The sequence below is a fragment of the Halalkalibacterium ligniniphilum genome (assembly GCF_000334155.1).
In the GTDB taxonomy this organism is placed as follows: Bacteria; Bacillota; Bacilli; order Bacillales; family Bacillaceae_D; genus Halalkalibacterium; species Halalkalibacterium ligniniphilum.
In genome coordinates, this window is sequence record NZ_ANNK01000144.1 from 59136 (window position 1) to 72964 (window position 13829).

General features: G+C 37.9%; 11 protein-coding genes. 3 read left to right on the forward strand and 8 right to left on the reverse strand.

Annotated features, from left to right (window positions below):
* Nucleotides 1-20 precede the first annotated feature (20 nt).
* The 5 genes from BLT_RS23385 to BLT_RS0117795 all read right to left on the reverse strand — a co-directional run bounded on the left by BLT_RS23385 (nucleotide 21) and on the right by BLT_RS0117795 (nucleotide 6711).
* Entirely contained in the window at nucleotides 21-182 is a 162-nt protein-coding gene (locus tag BLT_RS23385) for a Fur-regulated basic protein FbpA (RefSeq protein WP_017729094.1), read from the reverse strand.
* 612 nt (nucleotides 183-794) lie between these two features.
* Complete coding sequence (locus tag BLT_RS0117780; protein ID WP_017729096.1) at nucleotides 795-2270, reverse strand: aldehyde dehydrogenase family protein; 1476 nt, start codon at nucleotides 2268-2270, stop codon at nucleotides 795-797.
* Between the two features lie 17 nt (nucleotides 2271-2287).
* Nucleotides 2288-3388, reverse strand: a complete 1101-nt coding sequence (locus BLT_RS0117785) for an NAD(P)-dependent alcohol dehydrogenase (RefSeq protein WP_017729097.1) — start codon at nucleotides 3386-3388, stop codon at nucleotides 2288-2290.
* A gap of 355 nt (nucleotides 3389-3743) precedes the next feature.
* Nucleotides 3744-5003: a benzoate/H(+) symporter BenE family transporter gene (locus tag BLT_RS0117790; RefSeq protein ID WP_017729098.1), complete on the reverse strand. Its 1260-nt coding sequence runs from the start codon at nucleotides 5001-5003 to the stop codon at nucleotides 3744-3746.
* A 148-nt stretch (nucleotides 5004-5151) separates the two neighbouring features.
* Entirely contained in the window at nucleotides 5152-6711 is a 1560-nt protein-coding gene (locus BLT_RS0117795; RefSeq protein ID WP_017729099.1) for a class I adenylate-forming enzyme family protein, read from the reverse strand.
* Between the two features lie 1201 nt (nucleotides 6712-7912).
* Between BLT_RS0117795 and BLT_RS22310 the strand changes: the two genes are divergently transcribed.
* From BLT_RS22310 to BLT_RS0117810, 3 genes are all read left to right on the forward strand, one after another.
* Nucleotides 7913-9175: a benzoate/H(+) symporter BenE family transporter gene (locus BLT_RS22310; RefSeq protein WP_017729100.1), complete on the forward strand. Its 1263-nt coding sequence runs from the start codon at nucleotides 7913-7915 to the stop codon at nucleotides 9173-9175.
* 276 nt (nucleotides 9176-9451) lie between these two features.
* Nucleotides 9452-9994 carry a PadR family transcriptional regulator gene (locus BLT_RS0117805; protein ID WP_017729101.1) on the forward strand — a complete coding sequence of 181 codons (543 nt, stop codon included), beginning with the start codon at nucleotides 9452-9454 and terminating at the stop codon, nucleotides 9992-9994.
* 480 nt (nucleotides 9995-10474) lie between these two features.
* Nucleotides 10475-10852 (forward strand): hypothetical protein, encoded by a 378-nt coding sequence (locus BLT_RS0117810; RefSeq protein WP_017729102.1) that lies wholly within the window; start codon nucleotides 10475-10477, stop codon nucleotides 10850-10852.
* Nucleotides 10853-10979: 127 nt separating this feature from the next.
* Here the strand turns inward: BLT_RS0117810 and BLT_RS0117815 are convergent, their stop codons facing one another.
* Genes BLT_RS0117815 through BLT_RS0117825 form a run of 3 tightly spaced genes read right to left on the reverse strand, consistent with a single transcriptional unit; the run spans nucleotide 10980 to nucleotide 13577 of the window.
* The gene (locus BLT_RS0117815) at nucleotides 10980-12008 is read right to left on the reverse strand and encodes an ABC transporter substrate-binding protein (protein WP_017729103.1); all 1029 of its coding nucleotides are present in this window, start codon (nucleotides 12006-12008) and stop codon (nucleotides 10980-10982) included.
* A 32-nt stretch (nucleotides 12009-12040) separates the two neighbouring features.
* Nucleotides 12041-12802 carry an ABC transporter permease gene (locus BLT_RS0117820; protein ID WP_394295521.1) on the reverse strand — a complete coding sequence of 254 codons (762 nt, stop codon included), beginning with the start codon at nucleotides 12800-12802 and terminating at the stop codon, nucleotides 12041-12043.
* Nucleotides 12732-13577 carry an ABC transporter ATP-binding protein gene (locus BLT_RS0117825; RefSeq protein ID WP_017729105.1) on the reverse strand — a complete coding sequence of 282 codons (846 nt, stop codon included), beginning with the start codon at nucleotides 13575-13577 and terminating at the stop codon, nucleotides 12732-12734. The genes BLT_RS0117820 and BLT_RS0117825 overlap by 71 nt, the downstream gene beginning before the upstream one ends.
* Between the last annotated feature and the right edge of the window lie 252 nt (nucleotides 13578-13829).

Genomic DNA, 13829 nt, shown 5'->3' on the forward strand with positions numbered 1-13829 from the left:
TTTCAGACACCCTTTTCTCTTTATGTGTTTTGACTTTGCTTCAAAGAAAGATAGATTCGCTCTATTTCAGATAACGTCAATTCGAATAAATGACGATCGTTTACTTTATAAACCCCAAGGTCAATGACTTTTTGAATCAATGTATCTCGCTGCTTCTCTTTATCCTCTTTGTGCTGATTCATTTTTGTCCTCCTTCTTCCAATTAGGATCATTCCCAATTAAAGAAGACTGTAAACCTATAGATATTTTTCCAGAATAGAGAAAAGCTTTTTTATTACCGACTTTTTATCTATGAGCGACCCTTTCAATTGCTCACATTTTACCTGTTGATAAATTCTGATTATCATAAATTTAGATTTTATCACGATCGTAAAAAGAAGAGTTGATTTATGGCGAAGACCCACCATTTCCCAACCTATGTTCCCCTGGTACATTTGGCGGAAATCTCGATGCACGTCAACTTATGATTGGCTCAACGTTATATCTACCCGTACAAGAAGTGGGCGCCCTCTTTTAAAGGTCGATAAGCGACTAACAATTCATCATAGAGCTCTCGTCTTTGTACCTGTTCTTCCTCAATCTGCTTTAACGTAAGTCCCGTCCATCCTAATACAATGGCGTGTGTTAATGATTAATAACGAATCTATGAATGGCAAGTTCCTCTTGACAATATCGGAATTTTACTTTTTAAGGATGAAATATTTTCCAGACTATTTGAAACACAAAAAAATGGAGCCAAAATTGACCCCATAACAGAAAGACACTCTTTTTATATATTTGTATATTGTTTTAAATTAAGAGAACGGGAATTGACGTGGCTCTCTTTGGATAGACATCCATTTCACGGTTGTAAATTCTTCAAGAGCAGCCTCCCCACAATATCTACCTAAGCCTGATAGCTTTTCTCCTCCAAATGGCATTGTTGGTTCAACGTTCACCGTTTGGTCATTTACGTGAATCATACCTGTTTCAATGGCATGAGCCACTTCAATACCACGCTCAAGCGAACCTGAGAACACCGCACCACTTAATCCAAAATTACTTGAATTCGCAATTTCAATCGCTTCCTGCTCACTATCAACAGGAATAATTGCAGCAACTGGACCAAAAATTTCATTTTGTGCAACAGCCATATCATTTGTAACCTCTGAAAGGACAAATGGACTCATTAATTGTCCATTTACTTCCCCTTTAATTTCTACTTTTGCCCCTTCACTAATACTCTGTTCAATAAGCTTAACGATTCTTTCAACTTGTCGCTCATTAATTAAAGGTCCAATATTATTTCCATCTTCAGCAGGGTTTCCGACTTTAACCTTAGCTGTAGCCTCTTTGAATTTTTCAACAAATTGAGGATAGACTTTCCGATCGACCAAGATTCGGTTTGCTGAAATACAAATTTGCCCTTGATGGAAAAACTTACCGAATACTGCTGCTGAAACTGCTTGATCAACGTCTGCATCATCAAGCACAATAAAGACATTGTTTCCACCAAGCTCTAAAGCTGCTTTTTTCAGGTGCTGACCAGCAAGGGCCCCAATTTTCTGTCCTGCAGCTGTTGAACCAGTAAAAGAGATAACGCGCGGGATTGGGTGCTCAACCATCGCATCACCGATTTCTGCAATATCAGCAACAATCACATTGATTAATCCTTCAGGTAAGCCTGCATCTTCAAAAATCTTAGCTAGCAGCAACCCACCAGTAATCGGCGTTTGAGAATCAGCCTTTAGCACGATTGCATTTCCTGTTGCAATTGCAGGAGCTAGGACACGAATTGTTAAATAAAATGGCCAGTTCCAAGGTGTAATCGCTCCGATAACACCGATAGGATTCCGGTAAATTCGATTTTCCTTTCCAGGAATAATCGAAGGATGAATGGTGCCTTCCATTTGGAATGGATATTTCGCTGCTTCTCTTGCGTCTCCAATTGAAGCATCCACCTCTACATTTGCCTTCACTTGTGAGCTTCCGCTTTCTTCCACTAATAATGTTACGATCTCTTCACGGCGCTCATTAATAATTTCAGCAACTTTTTCTAATAGAGCCGCTTTTTCATAAGCAGATACCTTTGCCCACTTTGCTTGTGCTTCTTTTGCTTTTTTGTAGGCTTCATCAATATCTTGTTTGTTTGCAAGCTTAATTTCAGCAAGAGCCTCACCATTATAAGGATTTTTCACTGTTTCATACCGGTCACTTGAACCTTCTTTCCATACTCCACCAATCGGTAACTTACTCCATGAAGGGTATTTTACAGCTGAAACTTTTGCCATTATCGCCCACTCCTTAATTAGCTAATTTTTACAATCGGTTTAATTGTGACACCTGTTTCTGAATCCTCCGCAGCCTGATTAATATCCTCAAGATCGTAATATTTCACTAGCTTATCGAAAGGAAATTTTCCTTGCTTATATAATTCAATTAATTGTGGAATAAAGATTTGCGGAATACTTGAGCCTAGCAATAAGCCCGTGACTTTCTTTTCAAAAAGAATCGTGTTCACATCAAGACTTACTTCTGTTCCTAAGGCAGGTGCACCAATGATGACGGTCGTTCCAAGCGTTGCAAGACTATCAACGGCTTGACGCAACACTTCTGGACGACTTGTCGTTTCAATTGAATAATCGGCTCCTCCTTCAGTGATTTTGTGAATTTCTTCCACAACGTTATCAACATTTTTAGGATTAATCGTATGTGTTGCTCCCAATTCCTTCGCAAACTCAAGTCTGCTATCTTGAACATCAACCGTAACAATCGTTCCACAATGTGCCACTTTTGAAGCCATTAAAGCACTTAGTCCTACGGATCCGGCTCCAAAGATAACCATACTTGACCCGATTTCTGGTTTTAACTTGTTCAAAACCGCACCACTACCTGTTTGAATACCGCAACCGAGAGGACCTAACAATTCAAGTGGTACATCCTTAGGTACATTTACAACATTTCGCTCTGATACAACCGCGTATCCAGAAAAGCTTGACTGACCGAAGAAATTGGCCACATCTGTCCCATCTTCTTTATGAAGTCGGCACGTACCATCATGCATTGTTCCTGTAAAATTTAATTCATAGAACGTTTGGCACGCATACGGTCTTCCAGTCATACAACTTTTACAATGGCCACACGACGCAAAAGAAAGAACAACATGATCGCCAGGTGTCACACTTGTCACACCATCGCCAACCTTTTCAACAATACCTGATCCCTCATGTCCGAGCACAGCTGGCAATGGAACAGGATAATACTGATCACGTACAATTAAATCAGTGTGACAAATCCCAGCAGCAACAATTCGAACGAGTACTTCACCTGGCTTAGGATCGTCAACCTGTAATGTGTCGATTTGAAACGGTTCGCCTTTTCCATGTGTAAATGCAGCTTTTGTTAACAAATAGTCCCCTCCTTATTATTATTGATTATCTTGATAACGCTTACAAAAAAATCACTTTAAGGATGACTTTTTCGTTTCATTTTTTATCATAAACAGTTGTGAATATATACTGTTTTAAAATCTTATTTTCTTTATTTTGATTTTTTTATATCGGAAAACATTGCATAAGAAAAATCATTTTTTTTGCAAAAATCGCGGTATTTCTCTAAAAATCTTCATTTTTCATCACACTTTCCACAAGAGTTGAAAGAGCCTTGTAAAGTGATCATAGAAAAGAGTTGATATTCTACAATCCAAATACCAACTCTTATAGAAAAAATCAAATAAACGTGTTTATACTAGTGGATTTATTCCATTAAGCCGTTTCACCTTCAACATTTGGTTTTGTTAATTCATCGTCGTCTGTTGTATTAGACTGAAAATGCTCCTTTTCAAGGATGAGAGAAACGACAACCCCACCAATAATCGCCCAAAATGGAGAGCTGATATTAAAAAAGCTAATACCTGACATAGCGATGATTAATGCAAAAAATGCACCTTTCTGAAATTTACGTTCTGAAAACGCTGTTTGTAATGAGCTTAACAAAACACCTATCATAGCAAGACCAGCTACAGTAGCAATTAAAACACCTGGCATCGCTGTAACAAATGGAACAACAACGCCTGCTAGCAGTCCAAATGTGATAAAAATAAGACCATTCACGATAACAGCAGCGTAGCGACCTTCTTTTTTCTCTCCTGCCTCATCAGAAGCACAAATGGCAGTCATTGATCCTGCAATGTTTGCGTTGTGCCCTCCAAAAAAGGACGTAACAATCCCACCAATGCCGCTCCATATTGTCATACTATTTACTGGAGGTTTATACTTTTGTTCCATTAAAACGCCTATGGCCTGAGCATTTTCAGCTCCAATAACTAGTAGTGCAAGAGGTATCGCAATAGAAACAATGGCATCAAGACTAAATGTAGGAGCAACCAATTGAGGTAGGATAAAACTACTTTGCATTTCCCCCACTTGAAATTGATTTAAGACTATTGCTAAAAACGCTGAAACTGTAAAGGCTGACACAACAGGAGGAATGCTCGTAAAAAACCTTGAAGACAACAAAAAAACGAATATAGCTGTTCCTGCGATGATAGGAGCTACTTCTATGGCTACTATCATATCCGTTCCGAATCGAATCATTGCTCCCACGATCATCGCCATAACAATCGGTATGGGGATCCAATGCATGATTTTTCCAATTAATCCTGTTACACCTAAAAACAAGACAAAAACCCCCGCAAGTAAATAGGCACCTGCTGCTTCATTTAATGAAAATTGACTGAGAGTACCTGCTACTAAAACTGCACCTGGGATTGAAAAAGCACCGGCTATAGGTTGTCGATATCGCAAAGCTAAGTATAGGCCTAAAACACCCCCGAAGAAATAAATAGAAAATATCCAAGAAATTGCTTGACCATGAGTTAACCCCCCACTAGCTGCTCCACCTATGACAATAAGTGCTGGTCCGGTGCAACCGAAAATTGCTGCGATCGTTCCTGCGCTAACTGTTTTCAAATTCAAATGACTAGGTAAATCCCTCAAGTTCGACCGAACATTTTTATCATTCACACTCACACCCCTCCTTGGATTAAAATGAATCTTTTAGTAAAAATCATAACAATCAGTTCTTATGAAGAATTGGTCACTAAAAAAATAGAAGACTGTATAAAACAGCCCTTCCAAAGAAACAAATATTAGTTTCTATTCCCTATCTCTGCTATCCTCCTATTTCATTTTCTTTTTTTACTAATTCATAGTCTCCTTCTCTAAGCTTTCGACGAAGAATTTTCCCTACTGGACTTTTCGGTATTTGTTTAATAAATACGTAGTTTCTTGGTCTTTTAAAGTTTGATAAGGTTGGATTACTTTTGCAAAATTCATCTAGTTCGTGAGCAGTGATTGATAGATCTTTCGGTACGATATATGCAGCAACGATTTGCCCCCACTTATCATCATCTTCACCAATAACCGCAATCTCAGACACCTTTGGATGCTTCGACAAAACATCCTCAACCTCTAACGGATGAATATTCTCTCCACCAGAAATGACCATGTCATCAACTCTACCTACGACATATAAATCTCCATCTTCATCCATCATTCCTAAATCTCCAGTAAAATACCAGCCATCCCGAATCGCTTTTTTTGTTGCGTCAGGTCTATTCCAATAACCCTTAAATGCTTCAATTGAATCAAGGTTTGCGATAATCTCACCAGCCTCACCTTGTGGCACAAGATCGTCAGGCAGTGACGTCCCCTCTGCATCTGCTTTAACAATCCGAATATCTTGATGCAGTCCAGGTTTACCTGCGCACCCTGGTTTTTGTAGTACATTTGAGCAAATTGTAAATGTATACACTTCCGTACTACCATAATGATTCACAAACACCTCTGGATTTAATAGTTCTACACATTTTTCAGTAAGCGCAGTCGTCATTGAAGCTCCCGCGTATCCAATTTTTTTAAGTTTTGCTAGATTATAATTAGAGAAATCTTGATGATTTAAAATCTCATGATAGAGTGTAGGAACTAAATAAACACAGGATATTTCTTCGTTACTTAATATCTCAAGTGCATCTTTGGCATCAAAGTCTGGTAATACAGCATATTTCCCATTCAAGAACGCGATTGACAATAATGATCTCATGCCCATTGTATGATATAGAGGCATTGTACCTAATGTACTTTCTCCGTCCTGATAGTAGTTTTGCACAATATGAGCCATCGCTGCTGAATACTCATTTTTGTGACTTCTCGGTACCCCTTTTGGCTTACCTGTCGTACCTGATGTATATAACATCAAAGCAATATCATTATCTGAAATAATTGGTTTTTTGTAATAACCAGGACTTCTTACTACTAACTCTTGGTAGTAAATATCTGCCCCTTCTGCTCCCTCTAACCCTATTAATACTGGCTTTTCTTCGAAGGCTGCTTGTAGTACTGCAGTTTGACTCACGCTCTCATAAACGACCGCTTTTGATTTTGCATCATTCACACAGTACTCAACCTCTTTCGAAGATAAGCGATAGTTAATTGGCGTATAAACAGCCCCAATTTTTTGTATTGCCCAGTAAATGATAACGTTTTCAATTCTGTTTTTCATTAAGACAATGACGCGATCGTGTTGCTTGATCCCTATTCTTTGAAAAGATGAAGCCACTTTTGTTATTTCATTGTCTAATTGCTCATAGGTATACCTTTTTTCTCCCTCAACCACAGCGATACGATTTGGATAACGCCTGACTGCAAAATCAAACATCGTTGAAATATTCACTTTTTAATCCCTCTCTTTGTTATTTATTTGTTGTCATGATAAGTGTATGTGAAATTACCATGTTAACGTTTCTTCCATGTTTTTCAAAAAACGTAAGAGTAAAAATAATATTGGCAGTGAAATGTAGATTCTACCAAACTTGTTTCATTGGACACCAGCAAACCTAGACCATGTTCGCTTGCTAATAAATCCTACCCTCTCCTTCATAGATTAATAGCTTATTACATTTTTCCTAGAGAGATTTTAAGTATTTTATTTTTATTGTTTAAATATTATGATTTTTAAGGATATAAGTAATTTCTTTGAATCCGTAAACAATCTTCCTAAGTCAACTATCCCCAAGTGAATTTTCCCTCCCTAATATCACTAATCGCAGTGAGTAAAGAAAGAAGAGCCCTTTGCTTTTGCTATTTACAAACGACTCAAACTTACTTTTCGAATTACTTAGAACGATAAAATTACTTATCAACAACAGAATATTCTAGATATAATGTTGCGAAATGAGAGCTAAAAGGGGATTTAAAACAAAAAATCATTATGTTAAACAAAAAAAAAGCAAATATTAAACATTCACACTCCTAGAGTCTGATAGGTTCAACTTATAAACTATAGCCTCTCTTTCGTTTCATCATTTAGTGCCATAAAAGCATTGAGATGGTATACAATTCTACTCATTCACTACTTACTAAAAAACATAAAACACAACAAAAAACCCAATTATTTTAAAGAACAACTTACTAATTTTCTCGTTTTAAATAATTTGAAAATTCTAGTATTGCATTTCAGAAAAAGTATAGTATAGTTACAAAATATAACGTATATATCATATGACGTATACACACTATTGATAGGGGGGTTTTTTGTGTAGAGACGTATTTCTTTAGATTAGTTTTTATGGGAAGGTGATTACTGAGCAAGCACAGATTTTGTCTCAATTGACCAGTTGTATTGATAAAATGGTATAAGTTGAAGCCCTAGTCTAAAGTAGAATAAAAAGAAAGCGCATACATTAAAATTTGTCAATCTCTTTATCTACTTACTACAGAGGAGCATACTATCTGTGTCTGCTCCTTAGACAAAATGAATTTAAAAAGGTCCATATCCTTCTAACCACTACACATTTAAATAGCACAAAATTATACGTATCTTAAATGGAATAATGTCAATCTTCTAATTAAAAATTAAAAAGGGGGTTCATACAATGAGTATTGAAAGAGGCACGAATGTTAGGGAAAATATTAAAGATTTTTTTAGTAATTTAACTCCTGCTGCACTTGGAACTGGACTTGTAGCTGCACTATTCAGCATTATGGGACCAGGTATAATTGTAATGAATGCAGCTAATGAAGGAAATCTTCCGATGGATCAGGCTGTTTCTTGGTTATCTATTATCTATATAACTGGTGGTATTTTTACGATTATTTTGTCATTTCGTTATCGTCAACCAATTGTTGTCGCTTATAGTATACCTGGCGCAGTTCTAGTAGGTAGCGCATTACAACACATCCCTTTTAATGAGGCCATCGGTGCTTTCATTGTGGTTGGAGTAGTCGTGACGATTCTAGGTCTATCAGGACTAATTAAGAAGGTTATTGAACATATACCTCTTCCAGTCATGTTAGGGATGATTGCTGGTGTGCTTCTCTCTTTTGGGATTAAAGCAGTTCAAGCTGCTGTTGAGGCTCCAGCTGTTGCAGGTAGTGCTTTTATCGTATTTTTTCTGTTGTTAGCTATGAAAAAATTTTCTCAGAAATTCCCACCGATTTTAGGTGCTATCATTGTAGGTGGGATCATTGCTACAGCACTTGGTCAAACGAACTGGGGAGCGATACAGCCTTCGCTTGCTCAGCCTGCCCTTATAATGCCTGCATTTAGTATTCAAGCGATTTTAGAGCTCTCTTTGCCTTTAATTATACTCGTTATTGGTGTGCAGAATATGCAGGCTGTTGGCGTTCTTTTAGCTACAGGGTATAAGCCTCCAATTAATGCTATGTTTACTGTTCCTGGTATCGGCACATTAATTAACTCAATATTTGGAGGACATCCTACTGTGATAGCTGGTCCTAGTACTGCCATGGTGTCTAGTGAAGCATCAGGTAAAGATAAAAACTTGCGCTATGTAGCTTCTGCTTTTGATGGACTTCTTTGGATTTGTTTTGGTTTAGTAGCAGGAATAGTTATAGCTATCTCAACTGTCGTTCCTGGTCAACTACTCTCCGTGCTTGGTGGTCTTGCAATATTTGCAGTGTTTATAAGTACTTTTGCTGGAGCATTTTCCGGAAAATTTAAAAATGGTGCAATGGTAGCTTTTCTTATCGCTGTTTCTAATATAACGTTACTTTCAGTAGGTGCCGCATTCTGGGCTCTATTGGTAGGATTTATCGTATCCATATTGCTTGATCGTGATGATTTCCGCAAACATAAAGAGGAAATAACAGAAGATAGAAAGGAAAACATTGCATAAAACACCCTTCCATTTATTTGTAAATAAGCTTCATTACTACTCCTTCATACTATAACGAAATGAAACAAAGCCTTGGGACGATTAGTCCCAGGGCTTTTTCGATCCTATTATTCCTTTATTAATATAGTGTCTCTACATTGTATATTGCTGTTATTTGAGTTGATGATTGACAAAAGAAAAAAAATAGTACTATACTGAACTACGAATAGTTAATTTTGGAATTTTAAATTTAAAATAAGTGTACACGCTACGTTTAGTTAATAGGAGGAAGTCAACATGAGTCTCAAAGCATGTATCCTGGGACTTCTTTCGCTGCAGAACATGACCGGATACGAATTGAATAAAACGTTTGAAAGTTCTATCTCTTATAACTGGAGTTCAAGTAGAACGCAAATTTACACGGCCTTAAGATCACTCGATAAAAATGGCTTAGTCGAATCAGATCTGATCGTACAGCATACAAAGCCAAATAAAAAAGTGTATCGAATTACGTCCAAAGGTCGTAATTTTCTTGAAGAATGGCTATTATCTCCTACAGACTCTAGCTTCGCTAAAGATGAATTCCTTATACGTGTGTTTTTTGCAAATCATCTAGATAATAACAAGGCTTTATTGATTTTGGAACAGAATCTAGCTAGTATGGAAAGTCAAGTTCAGAAATTGAACGAAATTCGGACCGAAATTACCAATCAGGCTAGTTCGGACCCCTTTCAATTAATGACCCTAGACCTTCGAGTTGCAGGACTTAATGGAATGATAACTGAAACTCGTCGACAAATGAAATTGCTTCAAAGTAACTCTCAATATCTGAGTGAATAAGCTGTGGACAGTCAAAGTCTAAAAAATCCCTGCGAGGTTCTATCAGGGGATTTTTTACTTTCCTTTATTTATGACAAGCGCCTCCTGTATGAGAACCTTTCCTAGCATTGCGTACAACATCTACATTTTGATCGCTATTAGCTACCTGCTACAACAAGTAAGGCTTGTGATTTCTCGGCTAAGTAAGTGTCTCTCTTGTAATTGACAGTAATAAAACGATGTTTTTCATAACTTCACGAATGCCCCCTCTCTTTATCTATATTTCTGTCATTCTGTCTCAAATTTTGCCCATATTGCCTTTTCTCGTTCTATCACTTGAATTTTCTCTTACCTTTCCTTACTACCATAATTGCCTATTAAACCTTTCTTTATTTTTGTCGGCTGTCTTTAGGCTGCCGCCCTGTCACTCCACCTCTCATTACATAGGTTATAAGGTAGGTATGTATCCCGACTAAAAAATTGTAAAGGAGAGCTCCCCATATGAATCCGTATCACTTTTATTCTGGATATGCTCCTCAGCAAATGGACTATCTTGACTATCATTACAATCAATACAATCCTTACATGCAACAACTCGAGCATGAGCATGGAGAATTCGAGAGACAACCACCTCAGAATATCGAAAGACGCGTTAGAGAGCTTGAAAGACAAAATGAACGACAAGTTCAGGAGCTAACTCGGCAAAACCAGGAAATCGGACGGATAAACCGAGAAATTAACCGAATTAACCAGGAAATCATTCGACTAAATCGAAATGATGAACGTCATACTCGGCGCCTCAATCGGTTGAACCAAAGACTACGATCCGTAGAAAACAGACTAAATATTCCATTTACAGCTACGGAAGATGGCTTTTAGATAATCTAAATTAAATGATCATAAAAACGCAACAGATGCTTTTCATCAGCTCCTGTTGCTTCGATTTCAACAAAACCATATCGAAGCTCTTTTGCTCGATATGGTTTTGTTTTTCAACGATTCTTTTTTATTCTAAAACATTTTCAAGGTGGCTCAAATCAATAAATCCTTCTAGATCATCTGAATCTGTGTATCCAGCTTCCATCCCAATCGTCGCCATTTCTTGAATCACTTCTTCATTTACTTCATAGGTTACAGTCAATCGTTCCATCGCAGCTGCAAGTTCATCGATATTAAGCTCCTGACCTGTTAGTTCTTTTAAATGGTCAACAACAAGCTGCTGGCTTTCAGCCGGCTCATCTTGGATAAATTGAACTGCTCTGAGATGAGCCTCTAAATACTTTTCAACCATTTCAGGGTGTGATTCTAAAAGTGAGTCACTTGCAACGACAACCGTATTTGTTGATTCTTCGCCCCATGCAAACTCATCCCAGTCAAGAAGCGTACGGCCGCCTGCTTGTGTTTCTAACACTTGTCCCCATGGCTCTTGTGTAGCTGCACCGTCTACATCCTCTTGTAAAAACAATGTTGATGTATCAGCTGGAGCTGCAGCCATCATTTCTACAGTACCGCCACTTGATGTTGGTTTTAAACCTACTTCTTGAAGTGCTTTTCTTAACATAATGTCTTGCGTGCTTCCGATTACTGGGATCGCAATACGTTTTCCATCTAAATCAGCAACTGTCTCAATGTCACTATCACCGCGAACAACAAGAACCGCTCCACCATTTACAGCACCAGATACAATGTGATAAGAAGGATCGCGTAAATAGAAGTTCATAGCAGGACCAGGTCCAACCGTTCCAATTTCAATTGCATCTGTTGCCATACCTTCCATGAACAAGCCACCGTTATTAAACGTTTGTGTTTGAATCTCTACATCCTCACCAAACGCTTCGGCAAAAAATCCTTTTTCAAGTGCAACAATTGTCGCAATATGTGTCAAGTTTGGAAAATAACCAATCTTCACTTCTGTTTTTTCCTCACTTGCAGAATCTCCTTCTCCACCATTACCACTTGATCCGCAACCTGCTAGCACGACACCTAGTAAGGTAAGCAAGCTAATAAATGTTAAAATTGTTCTTTTTTTCAACATAATCTTCTCCTTTTAATTCAATTTAACAAATATTAAATACGTTTTACGCCCCATTTTTCTTGTACACGGCGTTCTAAACGTAAGAATACAGCATTATCCATAATTGTACCCACAATCGCAATGACAATCATGACAGAAATGACGAGGTCCATTCGACCAAGTGCCCGACCCATTTCAAGCAAATGACCAAGTCCTTCACCGGCTCCGAGTAGCTCCCCAGCCATTAACGCTCGCCACGCAAATGCCCATGCAATGCGAAGACCTGTAATAATATGCGGGATCGATGCTGGGAAAATGACGGTACGAACAAAGTGAAAACCACTTGAACCTAATGTCTTTCCAACTCGTTGATACAAATTAGGGACATTTTTAAAGCCGGTGCTTGCACTGACTGTCATGGTCCATGTGGCACCAATCGTAACAATAAACAAGATCGCCGTATTGTTAAGTCCAAACCAAACAATCGCTAATGGAAACCAAACAATACTCGGAATCGATTGAAGCGCTGTAATTAGAAAGCCTAATGTATCATCGACAAGCTTATAGCGCCAAATAAGGTACCCAAGAAAAATCCCAAGGGTAATTGCGATCATGAACCCTATTACTAGTCTTCCTAAACTTTTATAGATTGCGACTAAAATCTGGCCGTCTACCAGTCCGTTGAATAATGTTTGAAACACCTGTGTCAACGAAGGAAACATAAATGACGGATATATACCAGTCCTAGATGTGACTTCCCATATCACCGCTAGAGTCGCGATGAACAGGATTCTCCTCGCCCAAACTGTAATCATCCCCCATCTCCTCCTTTAACACCTTTTCTATCTCTTCTTGCAGAACAGCTAATATTCGTTGCTCAAGATCGAACATCACGTTGTCAGTCATAATTCCACTTTGCATTGTATTCACCGTAAATTCTTTTTTAATATATCCTGGTCGAGTACCCATAACGACAATTCGTTGCGATAGCTTGACTGCCTCGCGAATGTTATGGGTGATAAAAACGACCGTAAGCTTCGTTTTACGCCAAATGTCAATAAGCTCTTTATGAAGCGTCATTCTTGTCTGTTCATCAAGAGCTGCAAAAGGCTCATCCATTAATAAAATGTCCGGCTCCATTACAAGCGCTCGAGCAATCGCAACCCGTTGCTTCATTCCTCCTGATAATTCATGGGGATACGCATCTTTGTATCTGCTTAGATGAACCATTTTCAAAACATTTAACGCTTTTTCTTCCGCTTCTTTTTTTGACATTTTTTTAATTTTTAGACCGTACATTACATTATCAAGCACAGAAAGCCATGGAAATAATCCAGATTCTTGGAAAACGACAATTCGATCGGTTCCTGGTCCTTTTATTTTTTTTCCACGTACCAGCACTTCGCCTTCGTCTTCTTTCTCTAAACCAGCGATTAAGTTTAACATTGTTGTTTTCCCGCACCCTGATGGACCAAGAATCGAAACAAATTCTCCTTGTTCAATGTTTACACTTATATTATCTAGTACTTTCAACGTACCTTTTTGTTTATGAGAAAACGACTTATTGACATTTTTAATTTCGATGTGCACTCTTACCACCACCAATTCATACCAAAACGGTATGTTTTATAGACTTTATCATAGTTAAATAGATTTGGTTTGTCAATAACAGATTTTGTGACAGCTTGTAACAAAAAATATGGTGAGCATTCAAGCGACTGAAAAATCTAGACTTCGCATAGTTAGGCCAAACAAAATGACAGATACATTTGCACCTGTATTTACTCAACTTTTTGATCGTAATATTAAAAAGACCTCTAGTTAATCATGTTAGACTAAAAA